This is a genomic window from Candidatus Tisiphia endosymbiont of Ptychoptera albimana (assembly GCF_964026605.1).
Taxonomy (GTDB): Bacteria; Pseudomonadota; Alphaproteobacteria; order Rickettsiales; family Rickettsiaceae; genus Tisiphia.
Genome location: NZ_OZ032164.1, coordinates 234591 through 260772, shown reverse-complemented (window position 1 = coordinate 260772; position 26182 = coordinate 234591). Strand labels below are relative to the sequence as shown.

The 26182-nt window shown below is 35.4% G+C and carries 31 protein-coding genes, 1 tRNA gene and 1 pseudogene; 9 read left to right on the top strand and 24 right to left on the bottom strand.

The window, feature by feature from the left end:
• Nucleotides 1-114 precede the first annotated feature (114 nt).
• Together AAGD36_RS01295 and AAGD36_RS01290 are read left to right on the top strand one after the other, a co-directional pair.
• Nucleotides 115-3381 carry a hypothetical protein gene (locus AAGD36_RS01295; protein WP_341755608.1) on the top strand — a complete coding sequence of 1089 codons (3267 nt, stop codon included), beginning with the start codon at nt 115-117 and terminating at the stop codon, nt 3379-3381.
• A 122-nt stretch (nt 3382-3503) separates the two neighbouring features.
• Nucleotides 3504-3887 (top strand): helix-turn-helix transcriptional regulator, encoded by a 384-nt coding sequence (locus AAGD36_RS01290; RefSeq protein ID WP_341755607.1) that lies wholly within the window; start codon nt 3504-3506, stop codon nt 3885-3887.
• Nucleotides 3888-3942: 55 nt separating this feature from the next.
• Here the strand turns inward: AAGD36_RS01290 and AAGD36_RS01285 are convergent, their stop codons facing one another.
• From AAGD36_RS01285 to AAGD36_RS01250, 8 genes are all read right to left on the bottom strand, one after another.
• The gene (locus AAGD36_RS01285) at nt 3943-4338 is read right to left on the bottom strand and encodes a D-Ala-D-Ala carboxypeptidase family metallohydrolase (protein ID WP_341755606.1); all 396 of its coding nucleotides are present in this window, start codon (nt 4336-4338) and stop codon (nt 3943-3945) included.
• An 11-nt stretch (nt 4339-4349) separates the two neighbouring features.
• The gene (locus tag AAGD36_RS01280; protein WP_341755605.1) at nt 4350-4640 is read right to left on the bottom strand and encodes a hypothetical protein; all 291 of its coding nucleotides are present in this window, start codon (nt 4638-4640) and stop codon (nt 4350-4352) included.
• 7 nt (nt 4641-4647) lie between these two features.
• On the bottom strand, nt 4648-4851 hold the full coding sequence (locus AAGD36_RS01275) for a hypothetical protein (protein WP_341755604.1): 204 nt from the start codon (nt 4849-4851) through the stop codon (nt 4648-4650).
• A gap of 89 nt (nt 4852-4940) precedes the next feature.
• Nucleotides 4941-5276, bottom strand: a complete 336-nt coding sequence (locus AAGD36_RS01270; RefSeq protein ID WP_341755603.1) for a DUF2793 domain-containing protein — start codon at nt 5274-5276, stop codon at nt 4941-4943.
• Between the two features lie 8 nt (nt 5277-5284).
• A complete protein-coding gene (locus tag AAGD36_RS01265) occupies nt 5285-7963 on the bottom strand; it encodes a TIGR02217 family protein (protein ID WP_341755602.1) in 2679 nt (892 codons plus the stop codon).
• A gap of 33 nt (nt 7964-7996) precedes the next feature.
• Complete coding sequence (locus tag AAGD36_RS01260) at nt 7997-8251, bottom strand: type II toxin-antitoxin system Phd/YefM family antitoxin (RefSeq protein ID WP_341755601.1); 255 nt, start codon at nt 8249-8251, stop codon at nt 7997-7999.
• Between the two features lie 71 nt (nt 8252-8322).
• Nucleotides 8323-8916, bottom strand: coding sequence for a hypothetical protein (locus AAGD36_RS01255; RefSeq protein ID WP_341755600.1), 594 nt, complete (start codon nt 8914-8916; stop codon nt 8323-8325).
• 14 nt (nt 8917-8930) lie between these two features.
• Complete coding sequence (locus tag AAGD36_RS01250) at nt 8931-9239, bottom strand: hypothetical protein (protein WP_341755599.1); 309 nt, start codon at nt 9237-9239, stop codon at nt 8931-8933.
• Nucleotides 9240-9289: 50 nt separating this feature from the next.
• On the opposite strand from AAGD36_RS01250, the gene AAGD36_RS01245 reads away from it, so the two are divergent.
• Both AAGD36_RS01245 and AAGD36_RS01240 read left to right on the top strand, forming a co-directional pair.
• Entirely contained in the window at nt 9290-9565 is a 276-nt protein-coding gene (locus AAGD36_RS01245) for a type II toxin-antitoxin system ParD family antitoxin (RefSeq protein ID WP_341755598.1), read from the top strand.
• Entirely contained in the window at nt 9558-9857 is a 300-nt protein-coding gene (locus tag AAGD36_RS01240) for a type II toxin-antitoxin system RelE/ParE family toxin (RefSeq protein WP_341755597.1), read from the top strand. Before AAGD36_RS01245 ends, AAGD36_RS01240 begins: the two co-directional genes overlap by 8 nt.
• Here AAGD36_RS01240 and AAGD36_RS01235 read toward each other — a convergent pair whose 3' ends face one another.
• Complete coding sequence (locus AAGD36_RS01235; protein WP_341755596.1) at nt 9858-10388, bottom strand: phage major capsid protein; 531 nt, start codon at nt 10386-10388, stop codon at nt 9858-9860.
• A 351-nt stretch (nt 10389-10739) separates the two neighbouring features.
• Between AAGD36_RS01235 and AAGD36_RS01230 the strand changes: the two genes are divergently transcribed.
• Nucleotides 10740-11231, top strand: a complete 492-nt coding sequence (locus AAGD36_RS01230; protein ID WP_341755595.1) for a hypothetical protein — start codon at nt 10740-10742, stop codon at nt 11229-11231.
• 17 nt (nt 11232-11248) lie between these two features.
• On the opposite strand, the gene AAGD36_RS01225 is transcribed toward AAGD36_RS01230, so the two are convergent.
• The 10 genes from AAGD36_RS01225 to AAGD36_RS01180 all read right to left on the bottom strand — a co-directional run bounded on the left by AAGD36_RS01225 (nt 11249) and on the right by AAGD36_RS01180 (nt 20046).
• Nucleotides 11249-13096 (bottom strand): phage terminase large subunit family protein, encoded by a 1848-nt coding sequence (locus tag AAGD36_RS01225; RefSeq protein WP_341755594.1) that lies wholly within the window; start codon nt 13094-13096, stop codon nt 11249-11251.
• A 33-nt stretch (nt 13097-13129) separates the two neighbouring features.
• The gene (locus tag AAGD36_RS01220) at nt 13130-13594 is read right to left on the bottom strand and encodes a hypothetical protein (protein WP_341755593.1); all 465 of its coding nucleotides are present in this window, start codon (nt 13592-13594) and stop codon (nt 13130-13132) included.
• Nucleotides 13595-14327: 733 nt separating this feature from the next.
• A complete protein-coding gene (locus AAGD36_RS01215) occupies nt 14328-14912 on the bottom strand; it encodes a hypothetical protein (protein WP_341755592.1) in 585 nt (194 codons plus the stop codon).
• A gap of 20 nt (nt 14913-14932) precedes the next feature.
• The gene (locus tag AAGD36_RS01210) at nt 14933-15376 is read right to left on the bottom strand and encodes a hypothetical protein (protein WP_341755591.1); all 444 of its coding nucleotides are present in this window, start codon (nt 15374-15376) and stop codon (nt 14933-14935) included.
• Between the two features lie 164 nt (nt 15377-15540).
• Complete coding sequence (locus tag AAGD36_RS01205; protein WP_341755590.1) at nt 15541-16029, bottom strand: DUF6456 domain-containing protein; 489 nt, start codon at nt 16027-16029, stop codon at nt 15541-15543.
• 429 nt (nt 16030-16458) lie between these two features.
• Nucleotides 16459-18003 (bottom strand): AAA family ATPase, encoded by a 1545-nt coding sequence (locus AAGD36_RS01200; protein WP_341755589.1) that lies wholly within the window; start codon nt 18001-18003, stop codon nt 16459-16461.
• 91 nt (nt 18004-18094) lie between these two features.
• A complete protein-coding gene (locus AAGD36_RS01195) occupies nt 18095-18700 on the bottom strand; it encodes a hypothetical protein (RefSeq protein WP_341755588.1) in 606 nt (201 codons plus the stop codon).
• A gap of 8 nt (nt 18701-18708) precedes the next feature.
• Nucleotides 18709-19479 (bottom strand): hypothetical protein, encoded by a 771-nt coding sequence (locus AAGD36_RS01190; protein ID WP_341755587.1) that lies wholly within the window; start codon nt 19477-19479, stop codon nt 18709-18711.
• A gap of 2 nt (nt 19480-19481) precedes the next feature.
• Nucleotides 19482-19826, bottom strand: coding sequence for a hypothetical protein (locus tag AAGD36_RS01185; protein WP_341755586.1), 345 nt, complete (start codon nt 19824-19826; stop codon nt 19482-19484).
• Nucleotides 19762-20046: a hypothetical protein gene (locus tag AAGD36_RS01180; protein ID WP_341755585.1), complete on the bottom strand. Its 285-nt coding sequence runs from the start codon at nt 20044-20046 to the stop codon at nt 19762-19764. Before AAGD36_RS01180 ends, AAGD36_RS01185 begins: the two co-directional genes overlap by 65 nt.
• Before the next feature lie 323 nt (nt 20047-20369).
• Here AAGD36_RS01180 and AAGD36_RS01175 point away from each other — a divergent pair, with 323 nt between their 5' ends.
• From AAGD36_RS01175 to AAGD36_RS01160, 4 genes and pseudogenes are all read left to right on the top strand, one after another.
• The gene (locus AAGD36_RS01175) at nt 20370-20612 is read left to right on the top strand and encodes a hypothetical protein (RefSeq protein WP_341755584.1); all 243 of its coding nucleotides are present in this window, start codon (nt 20370-20372) and stop codon (nt 20610-20612) included.
• Complete coding sequence (locus AAGD36_RS01170) at nt 20602-20790, top strand: hypothetical protein (protein ID WP_341755583.1); 189 nt, start codon at nt 20602-20604, stop codon at nt 20788-20790. The genes AAGD36_RS01175 and AAGD36_RS01170 overlap by 11 nt, the downstream gene beginning before the upstream one ends.
• 10 nt (nt 20791-20800) lie before the next feature.
• Nucleotides 20801-21001, top strand: a complete 201-nt coding sequence (locus tag AAGD36_RS01165) for a hypothetical protein (RefSeq protein ID WP_341755582.1) — start codon at nt 20801-20803, stop codon at nt 20999-21001.
• An 85-nt stretch (nt 21002-21086) separates the two neighbouring features.
• Nucleotides 21087-21857: pseudogene (locus AAGD36_RS01160) on the top strand (recombinase family protein); the annotation flags it as partial.
• Nucleotides 21858-22571: 714 nt separating this feature from the next.
• Here the strand turns inward: AAGD36_RS01160 and AAGD36_RS01155 are convergent.
• The 5 genes from AAGD36_RS01155 to infC form a co-directional block, all read right to left on the bottom strand.
• Nucleotides 22572-22648: transfer RNA gene (locus tag AAGD36_RS01155), tRNA-Ile, on the bottom strand.
• Nucleotides 22649-22966: 318 nt separating this feature from the next.
• Complete coding sequence (locus AAGD36_RS01150; RefSeq protein ID WP_341755581.1) at nt 22967-23275, bottom strand: hypothetical protein; 309 nt, start codon at nt 23273-23275, stop codon at nt 22967-22969.
• Nucleotides 23247-24314, bottom strand: coding sequence for a peptide chain release factor 1 (prfA, locus tag AAGD36_RS01145; RefSeq protein WP_341755580.1), 1068 nt, complete (start codon nt 24312-24314; stop codon nt 23247-23249). The genes AAGD36_RS01150 and prfA overlap by 29 nt, the downstream gene beginning before the upstream one ends.
• Before the next feature lie 57 nt (nt 24315-24371).
• Nucleotides 24372-25619 (bottom strand): pyruvate dehydrogenase complex dihydrolipoamide acetyltransferase, encoded by a 1248-nt coding sequence (locus AAGD36_RS01140; protein ID WP_341755579.1) that lies wholly within the window; start codon nt 25617-25619, stop codon nt 24372-24374.
• Between the two features lie 8 nt (nt 25620-25627).
• A complete protein-coding gene (gene infC, locus AAGD36_RS01135) occupies nt 25628-26083 on the bottom strand; it encodes a translation initiation factor IF-3 (protein ID WP_341755578.1) in 456 nt (151 codons plus the stop codon).
• Nucleotides 26084-26182: the final 99 nt, after the last annotated feature.

Here is a 26182-nt window from a genome sequence, read left to right as displayed (position 1 = left end):
GACTGTGTAAGTCTAAAAAACGTCATTGCGAGGAGACAAATGAAATAACAACAGTACTTTATTGATAATTAAAAGCACTAGTCACTTTGAATCGAGATACAAAGAGAGGAGAAAATGAGCCATCTAGAAGCAATTATACGACAAATAACAACTAACTCTATTACTACTGTTGACCTGAGTTATGAGAAGATAGAAGATGTTGAGGCAAAGGATCTAGCAGAAGCCCTAAAGATTAATCATTCTATTACTACTCTTAATCTTTATGGCCAGATAGGAGATATTAAAGTAAAGGATTTAGCGGAAACCTTAAAGATTAACCAATCTATTACTACTCTTTACCTTAAAAATACCAATATGGAAGGGACTGAAATTAAAGAACTATCAGAAGCCTTAAAGGTTAATCAATCTATTACTACTCTTAACTTTTATTTTAGCCAGATAGGAGATGATGGAATGAAGGAGCTAGCAGAAGCCTTAAAGGTTAATCAAGCCATTACTACTCTTAAGCTTGAACATAACCAAATAGGAGATGTTGGAACAAAGTATCTATCAGAAACCCTAAAGATTAATCATTCTATTACTATTCTCTATCTTAGAGATAACCCAATAGGAGATGTTGGGGCAAAGTATCTAGCAGAAACTCTAAAGATTAATCACTCTATTACTAACCTTGACCTTGCTGCTAACAAAATAGGAGCTGCTGGAACAGAGGAACTCGCAGAAACCTTAAAGATTAATCAAGCTATTACTACTCTTGCACTTTATAACAATCCAATAGGAAATGTTGGGGCAAAGTATCTAGCAGAAACCTTAAAGATTAATCACTCTATTACTTCTCTTGCCCTTGATGGCATCTATATGGGAGATGCTGGAGCGAAGGATATAGCTGAAGCCTTACAGATTAATAAATCTATTACTGACCTTGGTCTTGGTGCTAGCCGGATAGGAGATGCTGGGGCGAAAGATGTAGCAGAAGCCTTAAAGGTTAATAATTCTATTACTTCTCTTGCCCTTAATCATAACGATATAGGAGATGCTGGAACGAAGTATCTGGCAGAAGCCTTAAAGATTAATCAATCTATTACATCTCTTGATCTTTCTTATAATAAGATAAGAGATGCTGGGGCAAAGGATTTAGCAGAAGCTTTAAAGATTAATCATTCTATTACTTCTCTTCGTCTTAGTAGTACTGAGATAAGAGATGCAGGGGTGAAGGATTTAGCAGAAGCCTTACAGATTAATAAATCTATTACTTCTCTTGATTTGTACTGGAGCTATTATCCAGGACATGATAAAACGAAAGCCCTAGACGAAGCCCTACAGATTAATAGAAAATTTGCTGAAAAAGCCAGACAAGAGGCTGAAAAACTAAAACAGCAACAACAAACAGAGGTAGTTGAAAAAGCCAGACAAGAGGCTTTAGCTGAGCAAGCAAGGCAGCAAGAGGCTGAGAGAGTTGAGCAACAGACAAACCTTAAAGAACAAGAAGAGGTTAAGACAATAAAAGAAGTGGTTGTTCTAATCCGAGATGGTAACGACCGCCTGCAGGAACATGGCAAAAAGGGAATATTGCTACTTGGTAATACCGGAGCTGGCAAGAGTACACTCGCTCATTTGTTTAGTGGCAGAGAACTACAGGCGATTTTTGATGATGAAACTGATGAACTGGTTATTGATGCGATGCAGCCACTTGCCAATATTGTCATTGGTCATAAACTGGCTTCCGAGACTAAAATCCCTAATAAATGTTTTGCTAAAGATATAATCATTTGGGACTGCCCTGGCTTTAATGATACTGACCCTGTTCAAGAAATCGCTAACGGCTTCTATATTAAAAGACTCTTTGAGACTACAGAGCAGCTGAAATTTGTGTTGGTAATACCTGAATTGGTTTTAAATAGTGCTAATGAAAGAGGTAGTATTTTTCTTACAACACTATCTAATTTTATAAAAAGTTTTAAGGATATTGGAGCTATAGAAAGTAGCATATCTTTGGTAGTTACCCATGTATCGCCACACAAGAATATTCAGCATATCAAAAAATCTATAGAGAAAATATTAGCAGATAATCAAGGAGCAACAGACGAGCATAAAGCACTGATTAATAAACTTAAAGAGGATGGCTCAATACATCTATTTTATAAGCCAACTGACAAAGGTGAGTTAGTTGTACCTGATTTACTTGCGGCAATAGACGGGTCATCTAAATATTCTGACGCTACAGGTGATATGGTCAACATAGCTATTTCTAAGAAAGCTATGGAGTGCTCGTCTCATCTATTAAATACTGCTAGTAACAATTTTAATCAACTATTAGAAGTGATAGTTAAAGCTATTGGTAATGCAACTAAGTGCTTAAATGTCAATCCACTCAATGCATTTTCCGAGAATTATAATCTTGTTAAAGATTGGATACCTTCATCAATTAATTACCATGAACTGAAACAACATAGTGAAGGCGAATATTTTCTAGAGCTGGAGTTATTAGCAAGATTGCAACAAGTATTTAGTAAGCCGATAGATAGCATATCAACCGCCATAATCAAATTGCAGATAGCAGTGGAGATTTTTGCTGAATATGCTGAATCTGATAATTCTCAGCTTAAGCATCAGATACAAGAGTATGGTTATTGTTTACAGCAGCAATATGACTATGTGCAATTCTTTTCTGATGTCTGTAAAGCTGCATTGCCTGATCATGCAAAGATTGCAGAGTTAATAACGGCTTGCCATACTAAAGTAACAGAAAATCTTGAGTATCAAGTTAGTAGCTTACCTATTGACAAAAACCAATCTGACTCAGCTTATTATCATGAAGCTCTAAAATACCTGAAAAATTATCAAGATTCTCCTGCCTGCAAGAATCTTAAAGCTATAGCCTATAGTTGCTTAGCTACTATTGCTGAGAAGGATGGTGGCAATGAAGCTGCATCTGTTTACTATGCAAAAGCTATCGAAGCCAATAGCCATTTACCAGACATATATGAAAAATTGGGACAGCTATTTTTTAACAAGGGAGAATATGCTAAGGCAATTGACTGTTATAAAATAGTTAATGACGAATTTAGGATAAAAGCATGTTTTAAAGCATGGCTAAAACAAGATAAAGAAAATCCAAATATAATGTTACAGCAGGCTGAGTATTTTGAGTCTATAGGTTTATTTGAGAAAGCTAAAACATATTATCACGACGCATTCAGCCTCAGTCATGATGAAAATTTTAAGGCTACGGCTTTAGAGAAAATTGGGAATATTATGGCTAATACTGCTCCTCAGAGTCAGAATTTTATCACTAGAGCAAGGGAACATGATTTTTATAATTATAAGCTGGTAAATGAAGCATTTACCCACAATTTACTTGGTGACATAGTTAGTAATTAAAGCTACAGGTTATTATTTCTATTGTATTTGTAATCTAAATATGTATTATGTGAAATTCATGATTGAATTATGCTATTTCATATGTTACTATATGGACATGAGTTTATAACTGATTCACTAGAATGGCAAGAAAAAACCAATACATAAAGCAAGTTGATCAACTTATTGGAGGAGAAATTTCTTCTCTGAGATTGGCAAAAGGTTACGCACGGCAACAACTTGCTAATTTAATTGAAGTAACCCATCAACAATTACAAAAATATGAAAAAGGCATTAATAGAATATCCACAGGTAGATTAATGCTTATCGCCAAGGCATTAGATAAAAATATTGATTATTTTCTTGAAGGGTTGGGAAATACAGGTAGTGCTGAACCAATACTTACCCAACACCAACTTATATGTATTGAAGTATCAAGAAATTTTATGAAAATTCGTAATCCAAAACATCAACAAGCAGTTAATACATTAGTACATTCACTTATAATACAAGAAACGTCTGAGTAATTTTATCAATTTTTAAGAGCAAAGGAATATAGTGGTTACTTGAACTGTGTGTAATTTAATAAAGAAAAATTGTTTGTTTCAGGTTTGTATAATCAATCCGTCTATCCAAATGGGTGAAGTTTTTGTTGATGCCGATGGACCAGCCTAGCTGCCAAGCAAGTGAGATAAGGTTTCCTTTAATGGTATTGTCTGAAGTAGCTACATCAATAGCACAGCAGCCGGTAAAGCCATAACGTGGATAGTCGTAGATGTGGAAAGAATTTGGCACACCGCCGATTTTACGGTTGTATTCTTTAGAACGACAGGTTGAGGTAAGCTGCATGGGACAGTTAAATTTGCTACGCAAAACAACTAATTTTTCAGCAAAACCTGCAGCTAAAATGATTTGACCAGTTTGCCTGCAAGCTAGTTCTTGGTGAGTAAAGTATGGTAGGTAGTATTTGCTGTTCATACTATTATTATTTATTTAAGTAATATTATCTTTACGCCTTCCCACAAGGTTACAGCTGCTGTCCCTATGGTTACCGAAATTACAGCCCGTATCAGCATGTGACTTGATTCTTCCGAGCGTTTGCGAAGTTTCCTTAAAAAATGAAAATCACATTGTACTTCTTGTTGGTTGTCTACATCTGCACCAAAGGACTTTAAAGCACTTATCACGCCTTTCTCTATGGCTTTTTCAAGATGTACCTCTATACTTAATAATATTTCTCTTCTTAAGGCTTTGCATATGCGTTTTTCTGTGAATCTCATGAGAAGCTTATTTTTGATGTTTGTTTTTTCTACGACCTATAGGAGTGTTAGTAAGAAACCGTAAGACAATATTGACAAGGGATACAATTGTGATAGTAATTGCGGTTTGATGATCTTTTGGTACTTCAATACCATGCTCACTAGCAAGCCAACTTGCTGCTATTGCTACTATATTAAAGGTAATAGTTTTAAAACCTTGGAGTATGTTCATAATAATTTCTCATTAGTTGTTATTAGACCTATTGTTTAGATTAGAATTAGAATTTTGGTTAAGGGTTAGATTTAGATTGGGAATTTAGACTATGATTTTATCCAATTATTTCCATCGAAGCGGTATTTGCTGCCATTACTATCAAGTATTACTTCTAGCCATTTAGGAACAGTAACAAACTTCCAACCAATCTCCAACTTTTGGGCTATTTTATTTGCATGGCTGATAAACTCACCTTGAGGATTTTGACTAACTATGTACAACTGTCCAGCAGTTGCATCTTGAGGTGGCATAGCTACTTGAGTAGCTTCTACCACTGGATTAATGAGGATATCGAGTAAAGTTAGTGCTTCGTTATGAGTAATCTCCTTTTGTGCCTGCCCACTATGGATATAGGGTAACTTTAACCTAGAAGTGTAAGACATAGTAATTTTTAGAGCAACGTTAAAGTTGTTCCATAGCCTCTACCGATTTGGCTGGAGAGTTGGTAAATGCTGGCGTTTAAGTTTACCGGTAGTTCTGATGCATAGGCAAAATCAGCTGTTTGTGCTTGTCTGCTGTATATAACATTTGGGCTTGAGGTTTCAAGGGTTCTAATAACATTATTACCACTTTTAATATCAACCTGATATTTTTCAAACTCTTCGCCAAGTGGTACATCAACATAATCACGCCATTCACTATCTATTCTACTCCGCCTAATCCAGCTGATAATAATGTTACCTTGCTTATCTTTTTCAGACTTGCTATGCACTGGTGCAAGAGGTTTAAGATTTCTAGCCATAAACTTGCTCTCTATAGTATTAGTTTCACCAAATGAATTACCGACTGACACGGGTTTGTAGAGTAACTTCTGACCAATTAAGTGACGATTTAGATTGACTGCCATAACTGCTGAATTTAGAAGAACAAATTTATCTGCAACTTGGTGTTTATTAATAGCCCATTCTGTTCCTTGCCTACCTCTCAGTAGCTTTGTTAATTTATATTTATGGTCACCAATTAATTCAGCATTTTGGAATTGTACTAACTCATCACCTATCAAGGCAGCATTTGATCCATTTAGTAACGCAAGTTCGCTGACGCTTGATAATGATCCATAAAGCAATTGTACAATTATTTCGTTATAACAATCAAAAATTACTGTAGTTCCAAAAGAAAGCCTATTTATTACCACTCCCATAACTGAGGGGACAGTAGTAGTTGCTAGCAATTTGTAATCGTAACCATCATCCCTACTGTTATATATAGCTGCTCCTTGCCAGTTGCTACCATCAGGCACTATGGCTATGCGTAGCATTGCTTGGTTTGATTTGGCGTCAGTTGGCAGTGTAGGTGTCTCTATTAGCTCCATGATGGTTGCAGCTACTGGTTTTGGTAATTCATAATTTGACGTAAGATAATTTGTGTCGCTATGAAAGTCATACATAGCCATATTAAAGCTAGTAGCAAAAATCTTCATCAACCCTGAACGCTGCATATCGGTTTTAACAATCCTTAACTGATGCTGCACTTGATTGTCGTCTGCTTTACAGATCACATTGATAATATCTGTTGGTTCTAAAAAGCCATATTGGGGAGGCAAAGTTAGTTGGTAACTAATTCTCTCCTGCCAAGCATTATATAGGGTAATATCAGCAATTTGTTTGGCTAATTGATCATCTAACACTATTGGTAATGAAAAATTTACTTGTTCTGTGGTTTGAACTGCCTGCCGTTGTGATTGGACAGTGACTAAATCATAATTTTGTTGGCAGTCGATATGAGTAACACTGACTTTTTGTGGTAGCTCTAATTCCTGAGTAATGCTTATTTCTATAGTAGTTTTGGTATCTGTACCTACTGTAACTAAATTGTCTTCTTCTATATCTATGTTACTCATAGATTCAAGTCTTAGCATAAACTTAAGGATGCCGTCACTTTCTACTACATCAAAAAAATAGGCATTTTGCAGTTGTTCTATTGCTTCTCTTGCCGTTATATGCTGATTGATAATATAGCCATAAACATCTTGAGTCAGTCTAGATACATCATAATCAGTAGGTTTTAATCCAACACTTGCTAAAATTTCAGCAACAATAGCTCCAAGGCTTGAAGCTCCCAGCTTACCGTTAATCCAGTGACCAGTTGACCATAATATTCCATCTTGCCATATGCTTTTAAAGTCAGGCCAAAAAGGGAAAGGTCTTGCATCATAAGTCCAAACAAATCTTTTTGGTATCAGTTGCTCACAGCCTTCTTTACTATTACGTTCTGCTAAATAATCCAGTGTAGCATTTAGTGCTTGACGTTGAGCTGAAAAATTTACTCTACCTTTAGAATTTCTAGGAAAGTACGACTCAATGGAAGTCGGATCATAAAATACATTAGGCTGATTAGTGCAAGCATCTACTGACGGAAAACCAAATTCAGTAAACCATATAGGCTTCATCTTCGGTTGCCAATTAGTAGCTCTACCATCCGGGTTGTGATGTGCAGTTGTCCACCAATGTTGTAAATTTTTCCAAGCATATTTATCAGGGGTTTGTGGTGATTCAGCGGCAAAATAATGTTTTTGCTTCCTTTGCCAGTCCCAATAATAGTCCCATCCTTCACCACTTTCCCAACCTTTTTTAATAAGCTCTTCGCTAATCTGAGAATGTGGCAAATCTTCAGTAAGCGGAAAATAGGCATCAATACCGACAAAATCAATGTTTGGACTAGCCCACAGTGGATCAAGATAAATCTTGCAAAAACTATTTTTTACTGGTTTAGTTATAATTCTAGCATAAATATATCCACCACTAATATAATTTTTAACTAATTGGAATTTTTTTGTTTGATCGTCCCCTTTGCCTAATAACTGATTTATACCTTGATAATCAGACCAGTCTTTATAACGAAAACCTATAGCTCTGCCACGTCTTGCCCGAAAAAAACTTATTAACTCTTGCCACTGGGCTTGCGTCTTGATACCACTCCCTATATCATATCTGCTTCTTGCCATTTGCCAGTTAATATTGCGTTGCTCATGACCACTAAATGTTGTAACGATGTTAGTTGAGAATATTGGTCCACCCTTAGAACCATAAGATATCTCAGGCGGAAATTGCACCTCAGCAAAGACTATCATTAATCAGAGAGTTAAGATTATTATATATATCTTCTAAATATCTTCATTTTTCTTAAAGTCAGCTAGAGACATAGTGCCATGTTGCTTGCCTTCTTCTAGGGATTTTTTTGCATCCTCTACATCTAATTTATCTTCAAGAGCTTCAAGCAAATTTAAATCTTCCATAGGTATTATAGCAACAAGGTTTTTTCCTCGCCTTGTAAAAATGATTCTTTCTTTCCCATAAGCACTACGATTCAGTACTTCCGAAAAATGTTCTCTTGCTTCTACAGTGGTAATAAAATTCATAGTAGGATTGTAACCCTCTTTAATCTACTACTTAAATGTACGTTACGTACAAATTTTTATCAAGTTATATGTCACAAATTCCTAGAACTCCTTGCTATCTGCCTTGCCATATCAGCGGCAATTTGACTTCTGCTTTGGTTAAATGAGCTAATATCCGGGGTTTGAATATTCATATTAACTACAATATTGTTGTTGCTAGCACCCGATGCTTCCAGTTTGCTAAAGGGTACAATACTACCAACACTATTGGGAATAAATAACTCAGGCTCACCACCATCACCAACCACATGTGCTTTACCGGGCTTTACCGTACCACCATTTGCAAACACACCTCCAAAAATGGAGCTTATCCCACCCAAACTTCCTCCGCCGCCAAACATTTCACCAAATGTACCTCTTAGTTCAGGATTATTTAATACTAAACTTTCCACTTCAGCTGTCATATTATCAACTATGATATTGACCGAAGTAGTAGCCTTGGCATAACATTCTACCGTTATTCGTGCCGTCCTGTTCTGACATCTTGGTGGACTGATAGTGCTGGTTACTATTTCTTCTTGGCTAGAAAATATGATAATCCCCGGCAAAGTGCTGTCATTCATGCTATATAACCGGCTATCGTAAACTTTATCTTTTGCTGCCGTTTTTCCTTTAAGGATATCCACAAAAGTTTGCCTTATCAGCTTTGTCGCTCTAGTCCTAGCACTACCCAGCCAGCATTATCTTGTTTGATTTCAACAATTTTGTACTTTATTTGCCGGACAGTTAGTATATCTCCATCATTGATTTCTCTTGCTTCTTCCTCACAGCATTCAAAGCTTGGATTGAATCCGACAAAGCCACTTGTTCCAATATCTATAGGGTAGTAGTTGCTAACAAATATCCCTTTGAGTTGGTAAGCTACTCCATCTTTTGGCGTTACTGTTGCCTCTACTGCAAACCCTTGCTCTGTATCTAAAAACTCAGCAAAATCTTCTTGAAAGACCATAACTATTTATGTTATTGTAATATCAATTATTGTTATTATGGCTGATAATTATGAACGTGTCCTTAACACCAGAACTCGAAAAATATATAGATAAACAGGTAGAAAGTGGTTTTTATCATTCTTCCAGTGAAGTTATAAGAGCTGCATTACGTTTACTTATTAAATCAGAAACTCACAATACTAGTTTTGAAAACTATAAAATGTGGCTTAATCAGGAAATTCAAATAGGTCTTGACCAAGCAGCTGAAGGTAAGGTTATTTCAGGTGACCAAGCTTTGCAAAATTTTAGGGATTTTCGTAGAGATAAATTAAAGTCTCATGAGTAAAAATAATTTTTGCTTAACTGTTCAAGCAGAGCAAGATATTAAGGATATTTGGTTATATATCGCCAAAGGTAATCCCAAAGCTGCTGAGGAAATAGCCAATCTTTTTGAACAAGCGTTTTTAAAACTAGCTGCAAATCCTGACATTGGAAGTAAACGTGAAGATTTAACTGATAAACCTGTACGTTTTTGGTTAGTTTATAGCTACTACATAATATATAATCCTAAAACAAAGCCATTGCAAATTTTGCGGGTTATAAGTTCTTATCGTGATATCAAAAATAATTACCTATAATTATTGTCTAGTTAGCATTGCAAAGCTCTCAGCGTGTCTAACTGCAATGTCTACATCTTGCATGACTCTTATTCTAATGCCACCGCTAGTTCCTAAAGTGTAAGGGTCTACTAATACATCCAGCACTCCCCATTGTCCAATAATTAGATCAGCAAAATTGCCAAATAATATAGTATCAGCTGGTATTGATACTAATGATACTTCTAGTGGTTTCCATTTGTTGAGCCGATAAATGTTAGGATTACCCCCTTTTGCTTCTTGCTCAAGTATTATGCCATTTGCTAAATAACAATAGCCTACTGATATATTACTTTTAATACCATCTAGCACGTCTTGGTAAGCAGTTGTTATTTCAGAACCTAGCAGCACAAGGTAATAATCATCTTCAGCAATAGCAGCAACGTCAAAACCAGTGGTATAATTACGAAAGCTGTAAGACAAATTCCAGCCTTCAGTAGCAGGATATTTGTTTAAATATCGTTGCCACTTGACAGTTTCACCTGCAGTAAATGATGTTGGTTCAGAAATCACCGTAAGATATAATTAGTAATTGAAAAAACTTATTATTGACTTTTGCTAACTGTAGTTTAAAATTAAAAATGAAGTAACTGCAAAGTTACTTTGGGGTATCGAAACCTCCAGCATAACCGGTAAAACATCAACCGTAAAAATGATGTTCCTCGATTACATGATCGGGGTGATGATAGCTATGTTCAAGGCTTGGGGTGTAAATCTCAAGCCTAAAGGCTATTGTAGCTGTGTTATGCGGTTTTTCGAACCCCCGATCGCCAAGATATATATAACCTATAAAATTTTCTTTTATCATTTTATCTTTGGCGATCAAAACTCTTAATTATTAAAACATTAGAGAAGGGGTCGCATATGAACAACCAACAAGCCATTATCTTATTATATTCATCACATGCCCGTTTTGAACTCATAAGGCAATCTTTGATCAATTTTTGTAAGGAAAATAATTTTACAATAATAAAAATTATCGACGCACCAAATAAATACGATGACAGTATACTTCGCGAATTAATTTATACAGTAAGCAAACAAAATAATTATAATAGTCCTATCAATCTAATCATCGATGACAGTATATTTGGTAATATTTGTTATTTCGTAACTTGGGTGGTAATTACTACTTTATTAGAAGCTAAGCTGATTAATAGGCTTTATATTCAAGAAAATATATTGCATACCTCCAATACTGAAAAAGATAAATTTGATAATTTTTTAGCAACTGACATAATAACGGAGCATTATTTATTAAAATTCTGTTTCTCATATTTTAACATTATAATGCATGCTGCTAAAGCAACAATAGATTTCGATGATGAAGAATTACATAAAGGCGGCAATGCATAATATTTCAGGATTTAAATTTACCAATTTTTGACAAAGCTAGTTGTTTTTCTGATTGGCTTGATAAAGTTTAAACTCAGCTTTTTCTCAGTTTCTTTAACTTCTACTTTTGCTGTTTGCTCAAGCATTTTATTTGCTAAAAGTTCTAAATTTGGGTTTAGTATGTACAAGGCTGCTAAGGCATAAACCCTACAATCAAGTGCCTCATTACGTTTACCAGCTGGCTTCTCCCATTTGCGGGTTGGAAAGCCTTTATTATAATAAGTAACGATTTTCTCTGCCGTTAGCTGTTTAAAATATTCCGCGTCATAATTTATTGGGAAGTGACAATATCCCGGTCCTAGTTCAGTAATCTTTAACCGGCTGTAGATCATTTCTTTGGCTGTATCAGTGCCAATAGAAAACAACTTAACCCGCATTCTATTGGCAATTGATGGTCTACTAACCAAGGCTTTACCTGCTATTGATGAACCCTTTATGGCAAATATCCTACGTAACTGTCTTTTCTTACAGTAAGCATAAACTGCTTGGGTATGATGACCGCCTGAATCAACACAAACTGAGGCAATCCTAAGGTTAATGCCGCTTTGGTGTTTAATGTTCTGCTCTAGGATATTATCAAGATCATCCCATATCTCACTCCTAGCAGGATCACCATAGATTACTCTATAATCAAGCGACCAGCTTTCTTCTTTTACACCCCAACCAACTATTTCCACTTCAAGTCGATCATTTTGTACGTCTACGCCAGCAGTAATAATAACAACCCCGTTAGGTACAACATTGCCCCAATTTTCTTTTCTCGATAATAGTGAAGTCTCATCTACCTTATCTCCTCCTTCCTCCCAAGTTTCACCAAGACTGGTATTAACCCAAGTCTTTAAGGTTTCAGGCATCATTTTCGCTTTCAGGAATTCTGCCGTCATTCTAGACCAAGTAACCCAAGGCGAATAAATCTCGCTTAAATGAAAACCAGCAATATTGTTACTTTCTCCTTTAGCTTCAGATATCCACTTACCACGCTGTAGCATCGACATTTTATCATTATCGTGCAGAATGCAGCCATTTACCTCACAAACATAATGTGCTTCTTCAGGTTTATCTTTAGACCATCGTATTTGAGGCCATTTTAAGGTTTGGTACTCACCGCATAATTTACATGGAACATAATAACGTCTTTGATCGCTTTGCAGATAAGCTAGTTCTATTCTGCTAAAATACTTGATGGTTGGAGTTGAAGTTAAAATAATTTTTCTATTCCAAAAAGTTGTAGCTCTTTTCTTGGCTAAATTAACTGGGTCTCCTTCTGAACCACTACTAGCAGGATAACGATCTACCTCATCACATAGCACAATCCTGACTGGTCTGCTTGCCAGTGAAGAGGGTGAATTACTACCAGCCATGGTAATGTGTCCACCCGGAAAACGCTTGTATAATATCTTATTACCGGAATCTCTACTTTTTGGTTCTTTGACTAAGTTCTTAAATACCTCACTATCACGCAGCATAGGAGTTAAACGATCCGTTGACCAGCTTTCTGCTAGCTTTTCAGTAGGTTGCACTATCAGCATTGGTGCTGGGTCTTGATGGATATGATAGCCAACAATATTATTGATCACTTCAGTTTTACCAACTTGTGCTGATGACATTACTACGATCATCTCTATCTTTGGATCATTTACTGCATCCATAATTTCACGCTGATACGGAGTCTTACTAGTATGCCAGCTACCCGGCTCAGCCGAAGACTCACTTGACAGCTTACGGTAATTATCCGCCCACTGGCTTACGCTTAACTTTGGTGGTGGTGCTACTAGTTTGGCTATTTTCTTGGTAATCTGACTCCAAATTATTTGGCTTGTTGGCATAATGGGATTGTTGTAAGATAAAAATTTTTTGAATCAGTTTACAACAGTCCCATATTTGCTTAGTTCCAAAAGTGCCTTATGTATCTCCGCCTCTAAGCAATGCACAATAGCCGCAAAATCATTATCAAGTATTATTATTTGTCGAGCTATATTGTTTGGAAGACTCAGCATCCTAGCTCTAAAGGCAATGATCAAATTAGACCAATGAAGTGCCACCTCACTGCTAGCTAAGTATTTGCCTTCCAGTATTTGTACTTCTAATTCTGCTTTATCAGCTTGAGCCTTGAGTAAGCGTAGTTTTTGGGCGTTTAAATTATCAGAGGTATTTTTGCCAACTGGTCTTGATTCAAGATACCGTGCATAAGACTTTATGCAGTCAGCTAAATCATACTTACCAGCTACTGGGGCAGGCAGTATAGTTTCCTTAACCAATTGTTGCACTCTACGTTCACTTAATTGCAAAGCTTTGGCAATGTCTGATACTTTATGGTTATTCATTAAACTTGGTTTATTTCAAAAAACAATTCTTAAAATTATACTTATGCAATAATAATAGGAACTGAATATTGAGTTATTTTATTATCTCTAGTAATTATAGTTAAATAAGTTTTGTGGCAATTGATCAAAATCTTTAGCAATTTTTATTTTTCCTTTCCATGCTCCGGCTTTACGTGGAATTGATAAAGCATTATATTTTATTATTTTAACTGTTGGTCTGCCTGCTTTGCAAATAATTACTTCTTCTCCTTCTTGAGCTTTTTTAATTAGTCAGAAAAATGAATTTTCGCTTCATGTATACTTGCTATTTGCATTCCTTTTCTCTAATTCTTCTTAAAAACTAAGATTTAACTAAATTTTATTATATAGTTAAATACACTGAATTAGGTGACAAAAATTATAAAGATAGCTCGTACAATCAACTGATTACATCAATTACCTTTTCACCTAATGCAATGTGTTTAACTATTATGTATAGACAATGTTTAAAAATAGATATATGGCTTACAAGTTCATACTTAATTTCGCTTTTTACTACAGCTCATTAAATGTAAGAGTCTTATATTTAATGAGTTACAGAGCTTTTGTTAAATTAAAAGAAACGAAATATACCAAAAATTTTTATCGCTAGGAAAGGGTCGGGGTGGTCAGTCACCCAGGTTCGACAAGCCTAGAAAGTACCTTGTTTCGTTTCGTTTTTTCCATACTATTTGTTAAATTGCTTCTGTCTCCTTTATTTTGCTGTGTCTAAGGCAAAGTTAAAAGAAGTCGTAAACACCTTATCAAAGCGGCTATTAAAAGTATTAACTGCTGTAGCCTTAAACCCAAACCTTGGGATAACTTTAGCTTCATGGGTTAGACCATATAACCTTTCCAGTCTTTGACTACTAACTCTACGATAAATAGATTTGCCAAGTTTAAAGATGCTTCTATTCCCCTGTTGATCTCTCAAAGCTTTTGAACTTCTTTGCTTTTTTGGTACATTACTAGTTGGTACAGCAATCATACTGCCACGATATGGCACTTTAATTCCACCTTCTTCCTGAATGTAGGCAAAATGAGCCTTAGTGTACACAGCAGATACTAAGGCATATTTACTAGCAAATGCTACCTTGATACCAGTTCTTTGGTGTTTGTCCCACCATTTTTTACTGTTATTGAATATGATTGGTACTCTTTTGCAGATTTGTTCTTGCACAAGCAATGCTATTTTGTTCAAGGTTAGGTTAACTGCAAATGGTAAATGTTTCTTCTCGATATTATCCATATAACGAGCTATCCTGTTTATATCACTTCTCACATCAATAGTAAAACTCATAACTGCAACCTTTCTAATTTTTAAACTACCGGACGATATTTAGGACCGTGCAATATTGCAGCAACACCCATTAAAACCCCCTCTCCAAGGTCACCTGTTACTTTAATTATTGGTCTTACAAACCTCTTATCACCAATATAACCTGCCATAAAAGCAGTAGTATCATCAGGTCTAGTTTTAAGGTAAGCGAAAGTGCCAGTATTATCCCCAAGCACAGCTCCTATAATCTCTGTATCAAGGCAATCAGTAAAATTAACATTGTCGTTTGAATGTTGCAACCTGATTTGTACATGCCTGTCATCATTCGGATTCACGTTAGCTGCTCCTACCGTTACCGTAAAAATACCACTTTCAAAACCTGATACATCCACTGCCTCTACATCAAGTTTATCTGCATTAATTGCTACTGGTGCTAACAATTGCTGCAGTTTGCTATTAGTTTTTTCTTCTCTTGTTATCGCCATTTATCCCTCTCTTCCCCTTACACCAAGCTATCAAACCTACTATCCCATTATTGCCTTTTATTATATCCCAAGGTTTACCAGCTTGCAATAGTGTTTAATAAAAGTTACTGTAAGTTACTACCCAGCCTTAGAGTTATGCTGATTTCAAGGCAAAAAATGTTATTTTAAGTTACACTTTTACTAGAATTCTTTAGCCCCTCTTGCCGATAAGCCTCAATCAAATCATCTAGTGCCTCACGTAATCTAGTGCTGCCCGCACCTTTAGGCCACTGTGGCATTTGCTTTAGCTCAAATTGTCGCAACGGCAGCTCCAGTAAGCAAAAATGCTCAACTATCTCCTGTGACTTCCTACCAAGCTGAGCAAATATTCGTTTATGAATGCGAGCCGCCTGTACTTGCCTCTCCAACCCCAGCATTTTGGTAAAGTCCTTGTTTGCCTCAATTTGGATTATACCGCTACCACCAAACATGGTTGTTCTTTGGTAATTACAAGCTAAGCGGTCAGCTGCCCTAAACTGCTCATGGTTGATCCCATGCCTTTTACCTTCTGCTACTCCATTTGCCTCATCCTCCAACCAACAACGATAAAACCTAGCTATTGGTCTTTTGTCGAATTTGTTTAATTCTGTTCTTTCAGTTTTATGATGTTTCATGTTCGTTACCTTGTAAAAATTATTGCAGTTCCACTTTGCCAGCAGAAGCAAAAATATATATCTACGGCAGACTTTTTATAAGTCTGCTATATATATACAAAATCCTGCTTTTTTGGCCTGCCTTGAAAGGCTTGTAGTATAAGGTCTTGCGGGTAGTCCAAAAACGCATTTTTATTTAAAAGCGTACTGCTTTTTTGGTCTGCCTTGTATCCCAGTTTCTAAAAGGGTTTGCGGGTAATCCAAAAGAGCAGTGCTTTTTTACTGCATCTTTGCTGCGTTTTAAAATGCATTTTTGCTATCCCCTGAAAGCTTTGTAATATAAGGGTTTGCAGGTAGTCCAAAAGAGCAGTATTTTTTGCTGCGTCTTTAAATTTCTACATCTTTATTGCACTTTTGTTTTTTGGCAATTGTTTGTTCCGTATTTTATCTTCATTTAATCCTCATGCTTTCTTCTAAATCTATGTGCCAAATTTTAGGATTAAGTACATCATCTTTTTTGCCATCACCGTCACGTTTATAATGTGTGGGCAGTATCGCTTTATAGTTTTTGGATATTTCACCAGTGTTGGCATCTATAGATTCACCTAAATACATTCTCATCCCTTCAGTACACATAAAACCAAAATTTGCTTTTCCTTCTTTGACAAGTTTTAAACCATAATCTTTTGGATTATCAAAAAACTTAATAAGTCCTTTAGTAGCAGCTGCAGAACAATCATCACAAATAGCTCTTTTATTTCCTAAATCATTAGTATTACGAAACTTTTCACCAAATTGCTTCATTAAATAAAACTTGCCTTTGATAGCTTCAGACTCAAGCAAATTGAGGATCACCATAACCCTTCTCTGTCGTTCTCTATCAAATAACAAACCACTTTTTTTAAATGCTATTCTTTTATTATTTGGAATAGATTCTTCCACCCATCGTCCATCTTTCTTACAAATGATTTTAGTTGGTATCTCCCTGCCATTACGCAGTTCAAAGATTAGGTGGCGGTCGTTGCTTTCAAGATCAGGCTTATATAACAAAGTACCGGTAGTGTAATAACCACGCAAACTACTAGCACCGCTAAAAGCTTGAAATGGATCTTCGTCAAACTGAGTTTTAGTGATTTTTTTAGTGTGATGCACTAGTATAATACCAGCATCTAGATTTACTTGGTCTCTTAGTAACTCAATCCTCTTTTGCAGAAAAAATAACATCGCATCATTATCATTCTCAGTAGCTCCATTTCTGCCGCCATCAAAAACATTACGAATAGGGTCAATTGCGATAATGTCTAGTTTATCAGGAAATACCTGCTTAATGTGTTCAGCCAATGCCTCTATCGTTTTTTCATCCAAACTCAACTTTGAATTTGGAGTAATGTATAAATTATCTTTAGCTAGATTAATTAACTCTTCTGATAATTGCATATTTTGCAGTCGCTCCCGCAAGTAATGATAACCAATTTCTGCCTGAAAATAAAAAATCCTCAGTGGTCTTGGTGGCACAAAGCCAATAAATTCCCGACCAGCTGCCATATGCACAAGTAGTGACAACAAAAAGTCGCTTTTGCCAACTTTAGGTGAACCACCAAACACAAGCATGCCACCTAGTGTTAAAATACGTGGGGCAATTAGGTCTTCAGGTAGACTACTTTTGTCCCCTAAAAGAGACTCAAATGAAAAGCTTTTAATTATAGGCAATTTGCTATTTTCTTTACAGTTTACCTTTTTCGGTTCGCCATATTTCTGCAAATGCAACTTCCAAAGACCATTAACCGTCTGTTTGATTTTTTCGAGAGACCAAGAAGGAATTACATTAGATAGGTTATAGCTATGAATTTCCTCAATAGCCTCATCCTTGCTAATTAATCCATCATGACAACGTCGTAACCAATAGCCAATTACCCGACTTAAATGGTTAAACCTAGTATGCTCACCATTACCTCCTTCATGGACTTTATTGGTTAGTAAACTATTAAAAGGCAATGTATTATTATTTGATAGTTTTAAAGCGTTAACAGCAATATTATTATTTAATGTAGGAAGATAGCTAGCACGTGTTATTAGCTCTTCTATTTCATATTCTACTGGGATTATACGACCTAATCTTAACTAGATGATGCTTACCCCCTTTATGATAGATTGAACCAGCGACCCTAATTGGTTGATGAGCTGACTTAAAGTGACTATCACCACCGAAAACTAGGGCAATTTGGTATCTAAGTTTTAGAAGCTTTTGCAAATCATCACCTGTTACTGCCTTGGTTAACTGCCAGTAAATATGTAGCTTGGCATGACCTGAATCAGTAATACCTCCAGATTCAACAACCATAGTTGGTTCACCTAAAGCTGCAGTTAAATTAGTTAATTTGCTTTCAGTATCGCCTACATCAATATCGATAAGCAATGTTTGCATTTGGATGACATCAATACTACCAGCTACTCCAGCTTTAGAAACAGTGCCGGGGACAACATAAAAAGCAGAGCTTCGTTGATTAGCTAACTTTGCAAAATTAGCAGCATGCTCTACCACCTCATCATCAGCCTTTATCCACATGTTACTTGGTGGTCGGCTGTTGTTATTACCCTTTTCAGCAAAAGACCTCAATGGTATAAAACCTTCTAAATAGCCAAATACTACGTAAAAGTAAGTTTTTATATAATCACTTGATGGTTGTAACATAGTTCTCTTTATGAACCCCAACATTTATCTTGGTAATGGCACATTTTACATTCGAAATAATCCTTGCTGGAAAAAGTCCTTGGCAGTAATTCATCAGCTTCTATAGCCCTGATAATATTTACTGCCTTATCACTCATTTTTTGGGCAAGTTCCCCGTCAAATGGTATTAATTCATGGTAAATTTCTGCATTATCTTTGTTAACAGCTGTAAATAAGCATGGATTCTTTGAAATACTAGGAATAGTCTCTGTCATATAAGCTTGGTATAAAGCAATCTGAGCAGCATAAAGTGGTTTAGACAAGGTTAGCCCTTTTTTGGCAGTTTCCTTCCATGCTCTATTGTTCATTGATTTTGCTTCCCATAAGGCAGGGCATGTGATATTGATTCCGCTAGGAGCAGTCTTAATAATCCCATCGATATGTCCAGCTATTCGAGTATCAGCTACCATAAAACCAAATTGCTTACCGTTGTCATCAACAGTAATCAGCTCAAATCCAGCTAGGCGTAACCATCTTGCCGCTAGTGCTTCAAATAAATGCCCAGCTTCAAAGATACGAAGCGTTTGACCGCTAAATCCTGAAGTTTCATGATGTACAGCACTAAGATATTCATACTGCAACGCTCTACTACAAGGATGACCAAGGCTAGAAGCACCTAAATACTTACGTTTTGGCAGCGTTTTTCTCTCTAATGTTAAAGCCTGATCCAGCAATAGATTCAACTGTTCATTAATGGCACTACTGATAGATGTATTGATTGGTCTATTAAAATCCAGCATAATCAGCCCCAACTTGGTATGGTACTAAGACCCATTACAGCAGCATAGTCCTTATGCTCTAGACCAATGGCACATTTGATTACGTTTCTATTATTACCATCCTGATCTTGTTCAACATCTATTCTAACCACAAACTCCAGTCCATTAAGGTCAGCAAAACTGTCAATTCTTCTAGCATTTTGTGCAGCTTCACAATTATCCTTATCACTAAACCCTTTAGCTGAATTTAAGATAGAGCGGATAAAACTGCGACCCATAGCACCCCAGCGATTATTGTTTTTCTCACTGTAAAGACCAATTAGCTGCCATATTTTTTTTAACAACATCGCAACTAATCTTAAAGCCATTATCCTCGAGATGGATAACGCCCGTATCCTTCTCAAGGCGTAGCCTTTTAGCTCTAACATATTCGCCATACTTTAAGCTAATGGCAGACAAAAGCCATTCTTTAGTTTTTTTTGCTTGCTCAAGTTGCTCTGATACTTGCTGCAATAACTGGCACAAATCTTGTATTGGGTATTTTGCCAGCGAGCCAATTGGTACGTGTAAAACGTTATCTTTATTCATCATTAATCTCCTATTTGAAATATAAAACGGCTTTAATAGAATTCCTTGAAATTTCAACTTTTACAACCTTAAGTTATTAAAAATAACTTGTTTAAACCGGATATCTAGTACAGATCAAGCAAAAAGCCCCTTTATTCTTGTTTTGTTTTATAACGTTTTTCCACAGGTTTATAATTTTTAATTACAGTATCCATAATTAGAAATCACTCCATGACTCAGCATGTTTCTAAAACTCGTATATAGAACTTTTGATTTAATAAAAATATTTTCTATATATGATAGTTAGCTAGATTTTATAACCTACAATTAAAATTAAGAAGATTATGAAACTTTCAACTTGGATGTCAGTAAATAAAATAAATACTACTACAGCTGCTCGCTTATTTGAAATAACTCATACCCATATTTACAGATATCTTTATGAAGCAGCTATTCCAAGAGAAAAAATTATGTTGAAGATTTTTATAACTACTCGAGGAGCTGTAACACCAAATGATTTTTACGGAACTACGGGTGAATTTCTTGAACAAGAATTATTAAAAGAATTAAAACAAGATGACCAATGACATTAAACACAGTCTTCAAACTATCCTAGCACTTGACCTTGGCACTACCCTAGGCTGGGCAATACGAGATCCAACAGGTCGTATTACCTTTGGTACAACCACTTTCAAGCTAAAGCGATTTGAAGGAGGAGGCATGCTATATTTACGTTTTAAGAAATTTATATCGAAATATAATTAAGGAAAGAATAATGGACAAAAAACCAACGACAGCATACAAACAACACTCACATATCAACCAAGATAAAAGGAGTAAAGATGAATTATATGAATCGATAGTTAACAAAATTAGAGTAAAATATAACGGCAAATTATCCGACGTTGAAGCACATACGGCAGCTAGGAATTTGATAGAATTTGTTAAAATCTTGCTTCATTTTAATCAAAGATAGAATAAGATAGAAATAAATTGACTATTAAGAGAATTTAAGTTAAATCTTCTGTTAAAACAACTATATGTAATTGGAGATAGAAAATATGATAGAAAAACCATTAAAAGCTGTTAAAGCTATTTTACTTGCTCGCGTTTCAACAAAAGAACAAGAAGATGGCTACTCTATTGAAGCACAAAAATACCGATTGCAAGAATATTGTATGCGTAAAGGTTTAGCAATTCTAAAGATATTTGAATTCTCGGAGTCGTCAACAGTAGGTAATCGTAAAAAGTTTCAGGAAGCTATAGACTTTGCTAAAAAACAAAAAGAAGTTATAGCAGTAGTAGCAGATAAGGTAGATCGGTTACAACGTAGTTATAAAGAAACACCTCTACTAAATGATCTAATTGAAAGAGCAAAAATCGAACTACATTTTTACACGGAAAATTGTATTATCCATAAGCATTCTACTTCGCAAGATAGGATGATATGGAATATGTTTGTAATGATGGCTCAAAATTACGTTGACAGCCCTAAAGATAACGTAAACCGCAGTATAGCCCAAAAACTACGTCAAGGAGAGTGGATAAGCACTGCTCCCATTGGTTACTTGCATGTAAAAAGTGGTAATAGTAACGATCGAGGTAAGGGGAAAATAATAGTTGATCAGGAACGCTCACATTTAATAAAAAAAATATTTGAAACATATGCTACAGGTAGTCATACTCTTCCCGAAATACTAAAGAAAACCAAAGAATGGGGGCTGCGTAATTCTAGAGGTCATCAAGGTTATTTGTGTCATTCTCATATTCATTCTATTATTACCAATCCATTTTATTACGGAGTAATGCGAGTACTAAAAACTAAAAAAGAATACCCGCATATTTATCCACCAATCATTAGTAAGGAGTTATTTGATGCTTGTCAAGCAGTACGCCTTGGTTGGAATAAAAAACCGTTTAAATATGGAGGAAAAGAGTATATATTTAGGGGGTTAATAAAATGTGCTGCTACTGACCGAATAGTCACTGCTGCTACTAAAAAGAAAACCTACATTAATGGTCAGATTGGAGAATGGACATATTTACGAACTTGGGATTCCACTAACTCTAATAAGATAATATACGTAAAAGAAGAAAAAGTATTAGAAGAAGTAGAAAATGTGATATCACATATTAAAAGCGGTGTCAATGCGGAGCAAGAATATTATCAACAACGTATTAAGGAACTTAATTGTGAACATGCAAAGATTACGACACGTGTGGATAAATTGACTGATTTATTTTTAGATGGTGATATTGACAAAAATACTTATGAAGCAAAACATAAACAATTAATACAAAAACGTAAAGATATTATTAGAGAAATAGAGAATCATACAAATGCTGATGATAAATTTTCAGAACTCTTGATTAACCTAGTAGAACTGGCTTCTGGAGCGTTCGTAGCCTTCAAAGGTGCTACTATTGAGAGAAAACGTAAATTGATAAATTTAGTGTTTGGTAACCTAGAATTAAAAGACGGAAAGCTAGACTTTATGCTACGTTCACCATTTGATACATTCGTGAAATGCACTAAAATCGAAGAATGGTGGGCCCGGCAGGACTTGAACCTGCGACAACACCGTTATGAGCGGTGGGTTCTAACCAACTGAACTACAGGCCCTTTTATAATGGTCGTTAAGGTTTATATAATTATTAGCTTTCTAAGTCTAGTAAAAATTTTATAATACTTGAAAAAGTTTTAATTAATTTAGGACTTTTTGGTCCAATTTTTCTGATTATTTATTTTGTTTGCATAGCTATAACAATATATTGCTTTAAAAAACATGATCCCCAGCACCCAACTTGATATTATTAATTCCATTATTTTATATTTTGGGGCTAGTTCTAGATTTATAGCTCTCATATATCCAAAAAAATATTTTATTGAAAAAATGATAAGTATCAATATAAGAGGTTGCCATGAACCTGGAATAATTATTTAATTATTATTAACCTGTATAAGAGGTTTGTCACAAAATCGCCAATTAATAATTATTGAGATAATTAGCAATATACAAAATAATATTAAGTCTTGTACATTATTAGAAAATCCTTTTATATAAAGTAACAAGAAAATAACAGGAGCAATAAATAATCTTGATGGCAATATAACTGTTTGCTTAGTTGCTCTAATCCCTCTAAAAATTAAGTAACCAAATAATAAGTATACCCAAAATGGTGTAGCCTTTAAAAAATATAAGATTTGTATTGTATATAACCTAAACTTCTGAAAGTTTTCTTGCTTCATCAGCCGATATCAAAGCTTCAATAAAGTCATCTAATTGCCCGTTTTTTACAATATCTTCTATTTTATAAAGAGTTAAGTTAATTCTATGGTCAGAAACTCGACCTTGTGGAAAGTTATAGGTGCGAATTCTTTCTGACCTATCACCAGAACCAACTTGACCTTTACGCACTTCGGCTCTTTCCATATCTTTTTTATATCGCTCTGCTTCATAAACTCTAGAACGAAGAATTTTCATAGCCTTAGCTTTATTTTTATGCTGTGATTTTTCATCTTGTAAGGCAACAACAATACCAGTTGGTAAATGGGTAATCCTTACAGCTGATTCGGTGGTATTGACATGTTGTCCGCCAGCACCCGATGCCCGATATGTATCAATTCGTAAATCTTTGTCATCGATCTTAATGTCTACATCTTCTGCTTCAGGTAAGACAGCAACGGTAGCCGCAGAAGTATGTATCCTCCCACTTGACTCAGTCTCAGGAACTCTTTGCACTCGGTGTACACCTGATTCGAATTTAAGTTTGGAAAACACATCTCGTCCTTGAATTAGTGCTGACGCTTCTTTATATCCACCAATACCAGTATCTGAGATTGATAATATTTCAAAACGCCAGCTTTTTAATTCGGCGTATCTGTGATACATATTAAATAAAGTTGCAGCAAATAACGCTGCTTCTTCTCCACCACTACCAGCTCTTACCTCAATAATAGCATTTTTTGTATCAGCTTCATCTTTTGGCAACAAAGAGAGTTTTACTGCCCTTTCTAATTTAGGCATCAGTATCTCTAAACGATGCACCTCATCATATATCATCGTCTGTGTATCATTGTCCAAATTTGCTTCTTGAGCCATCTCTTTGATGTCATGCAATTCAGATACAGATTTATTATATTCATTAATTGTTTGAACAATAGGCTCTAGTTCGGCATATTCCTTCGATGCTTTTATAAACTCATCTCCGACTATACCAGTGGCCAACTTTTTCGATAATTCTTCATGTTTATTCAAGATTTTTGCTAGATTATCGGAAAAACTCATAATTTATTCTATGATTTAAGTTTTAAGTTATGGTGAGGGTAGGGTGTCAATCAAACGTTATATGAGCATTAACGCAGGACTCTCCATAAATTTTTTAAATGAAGCTAAAAATTTAGCTCCAACAGCACCGTCAACGACTCTATGATCAGAAGAAAGAGTAACATCCATGATAGTAGCGACTTTTATCTGATTATTTTCAACTATTGCACGTTTTGAGCTTGCTCCTATTGCTAAGATACAGCTTTGTGGCGGATTTATTATAGCACTGAAGTTCTTAATACCGTACATACCTAAGTTAGAGACAGAAAAACTTCCACCCTGAAATTCTTCAGGAGTTAGTTTATTATCTCGAGCCTTTTTTATAAGAGTTTGTAATTCTTGCGATAATGTAATTATATCTTTTTGATCGGCATTTCTGACTATAGGCGTTATAAGACCATTATCAATTGCCACAGCAACCGATACATCAACATTATTATAATACCGAATAGCAGACTCATCCCAGCTAACATTTGCTTCTGGGACGGCTTTTAAAGCTTTTGCCACTGCTAAAATAACAAAATCATTAACTGTAATTTTAATTTTCCTCTCTTCTACAAGTGATTTATTTATATCTTCTCTAATGTCCAATAACTTATCCATGTTACATTCTATTGAAAGATAGAAATGCGGTATGGTTTGTTTAGATTCAAGCAAACGTTTAGCAATAATTTTACGAATATTATTATTGGGGACGCACTTGTACTCTTCTTTATTTCTGTTCACCGCCCTAATCTTACCACTATTTGTGGGTAGCACTAAGTATGATAACACATCTTTTTTTATTATTCTGCCATGAGGTCCACTACCTTGAATATTTGACAGATCGATATTATCAATAGCAGCTAGTCTTTTAGCCAAAGGTGAGGCATATATCCTGCCTAAAGCTTTCACATTCATTGTTTGCGGTTGCTGATCGTACTTAACCGGCTTAGTTTCTTCTATAGATATTACTGGTCCTGTAGATGGTTTAGCAGAATTATCACTACTTGCTATAAAACTATCCAATAAGTTTGCATCTTCACCATCTTCAAGTAATATAGCGATAAGCGAACCCACCGGCACATTGTCTGTACCTTGCGGCACAATTATTTTAGCAAAAATTCCCTCTTCTACAGCTTCCACTTCCATAGTAGCTTTATCTGTTTCTATTTCTGCTACAACATCTCCTGGAACAACTTTATCCCCTTCTTTTTTAAGCCATTTTGCAATATTTCCTTCAGTCATAGTTGGAGATAAAGCAGGCATTAGAATTTTAATTGGCATAAATAGTTCTAATTAGTTGGTATTTTACTTGGATCAGGGCTGACTAACATAATTATCTGTTTACCTTCCATTTTAGGAGCGGAATCAATCTTAGCTAAGCCCTCTAGTTCTAACGATATGCGGTCAAATAACTTCATACCAATATCGTTATGGATAATCTCTCTGCCTTTAAACCATAGAGAAATTTTTACTTTGTCACCTTCCTTCAAAAAATCTTTGATCTTGCGAAGTTTCACATTAAAATCACCTTGACTAATGTTTGGCTTAAACTTCATTTCTTTAAGGACAATAACCCTTTGTTTTTTCCTACTGTCTTGGACACGCTTTTTACTCTCATATTTAAATTTACCAAAATCCAAAATCTTACAAACAGGTGGTTCGGCATTTGGTGAAATTTCTACCAAATCTAAACCAGCTTTTTCAGCTTGTTCTAGAGCATTCTTGATGCTAACGATGCCAAGCATCTCACCATTCTCATCGACTAAACGAACTTGACTAGCCCTAATTTCCCTATTAGCCTTCGGAAAATTACTATTCTTAATTCCAGAAATGATATTTTCTCC

Bases quoted from the DNA above. Each gene is read 5' to 3' on its own strand.
- AAGD36_RS01295 (WP_341755608.1), top strand. From the start codon at position 115: ATGAGCCATCTAGAAGCAATTATACGACAAATAACAACTAACTCTATT.
- AAGD36_RS01290 (WP_341755607.1), top strand. From the start codon at position 3,504: ATGGCAAGAAAAAACCAATACATAAAGCAAGTTGATCAACTTATTGGA.
- AAGD36_RS01285 (WP_341755606.1), bottom strand. From the start codon at position 4,338: ATGAACAGCAAATACTACCTACCATACTTTACTCACCAAGAACTAGCT.
- AAGD36_RS01280 (WP_341755605.1), bottom strand. From the start codon at position 4,640: ATGAGATTCACAGAAAAACGCATATGCAAAGCCTTAAGAAGAGAAATA.
- AAGD36_RS01275 (WP_341755604.1), bottom strand. From the start codon at position 4,851: ATGAACATACTCCAAGGTTTTAAAACTATTACCTTTAATATAGTAGCA.
- AAGD36_RS01270 (WP_341755603.1), bottom strand. From the start codon at position 5,276: ATGTCTTACACTTCTAGGTTAAAGTTACCCTATATCCATAGTGGGCAG.
- AAGD36_RS01265 (WP_341755602.1), bottom strand. From the start codon at position 7,963: ATGATAGTCTTTGCTGAGGTGCAATTTCCGCCTGAGATATCTTATGGT.
- AAGD36_RS01260 (WP_341755601.1), bottom strand. From the start codon at position 8,251: ATGAATTTTATTACCACTGTAGAAGCAAGAGAACATTTTTCGGAAGTA.
- AAGD36_RS01250 (WP_341755599.1), bottom strand. From the start codon at position 9,239: ATGGTCTTTCAAGAAGATTTTGCTGAGTTTTTAGATACAGAGCAAGGG.
- AAGD36_RS01245 (WP_341755598.1), top strand. From the start codon at position 9,290: ATGAACGTGTCCTTAACACCAGAACTCGAAAAATATATAGATAAACAG.
- AAGD36_RS01240 (WP_341755597.1), top strand. From the start codon at position 9,558: ATGAGTAAAAATAATTTTTGCTTAACTGTTCAAGCAGAGCAAGATATT.
- AAGD36_RS01230 (WP_341755595.1), top strand. From the start codon at position 10,740: ATGAACAACCAACAAGCCATTATCTTATTATATTCATCACATGCCCGT.
- AAGD36_RS01225 (WP_341755594.1), bottom strand. From the start codon at position 13,096: ATGCCAACAAGCCAAATAATTTGGAGTCAGATTACCAAGAAAATAGCC.
- AAGD36_RS01220 (WP_341755593.1), bottom strand. From the start codon at position 13,594: ATGAATAACCATAAAGTATCAGACATTGCCAAAGCTTTGCAATTAAGT.
- AAGD36_RS01215 (WP_341755592.1), bottom strand. From the start codon at position 14,912: ATGAGTTTTACTATTGATGTGAGAAGTGATATAAACAGGATAGCTCGT.
- AAGD36_RS01210 (WP_341755591.1), bottom strand. From the start codon at position 15,376: ATGGCGATAACAAGAGAAGAAAAAACTAATAGCAAACTGCAGCAATTG.
- AAGD36_RS01205 (WP_341755590.1), bottom strand. From the start codon at position 16,029: ATGAAACATCATAAAACTGAAAGAACAGAATTAAACAAATTCGACAAA.
- AAGD36_RS01195 (WP_341755588.1), bottom strand. From the start codon at position 18,700: ATGTTACAACCATCAAGTGATTATATAAAAACTTACTTTTACGTAGTA.
- AAGD36_RS01190 (WP_341755587.1), bottom strand. From the start codon at position 19,479: ATGCTGGATTTTAATAGACCAATCAATACATCTATCAGTAGTGCCATT.
- AAGD36_RS01185 (WP_341755586.1), bottom strand. From the start codon at position 19,826: ATGGCTTTAAGATTAGTTGCGATGTTGTTAAAAAAAATATGGCAGCTA.
- AAGD36_RS01180 (WP_341755585.1), bottom strand. From the start codon at position 20,046: ATGAATAAAGATAACGTTTTACACGTACCAATTGGCTCGCTGGCAAAA.
- AAGD36_RS01175 (WP_341755584.1), top strand. From the start codon at position 20,370: ATGAAACTTTCAACTTGGATGTCAGTAAATAAAATAAATACTACTACA.
- AAGD36_RS01170 (WP_341755583.1), top strand. From the start codon at position 20,602: ATGACCAATGACATTAAACACAGTCTTCAAACTATCCTAGCACTTGAC.
- AAGD36_RS01165 (WP_341755582.1), top strand. From the start codon at position 20,801: ATGGACAAAAAACCAACGACAGCATACAAACAACACTCACATATCAAC.
- AAGD36_RS01150 (WP_341755581.1), bottom strand. From the start codon at position 23,275: ATGAAGCAAGAAAACTTTCAGAAGTTTAGGTTATATACAATACAAATC.
- prfA (WP_341755580.1), bottom strand. From the start codon at position 24,314: ATGAGTTTTTCCGATAATCTAGCAAAAATCTTGAATAAACATGAAGAA.
- AAGD36_RS01140 (WP_341755579.1), bottom strand. From the start codon at position 25,619: ATGCCAATTAAAATTCTAATGCCTGCTTTATCTCCAACTATGACTGAA.
- infC (WP_341755578.1), bottom strand. From the start codon at position 26,083: ATGCTTGGCATCGTTAGCATCAAGAATGCTCTAGAACAAGCTGAAAAA.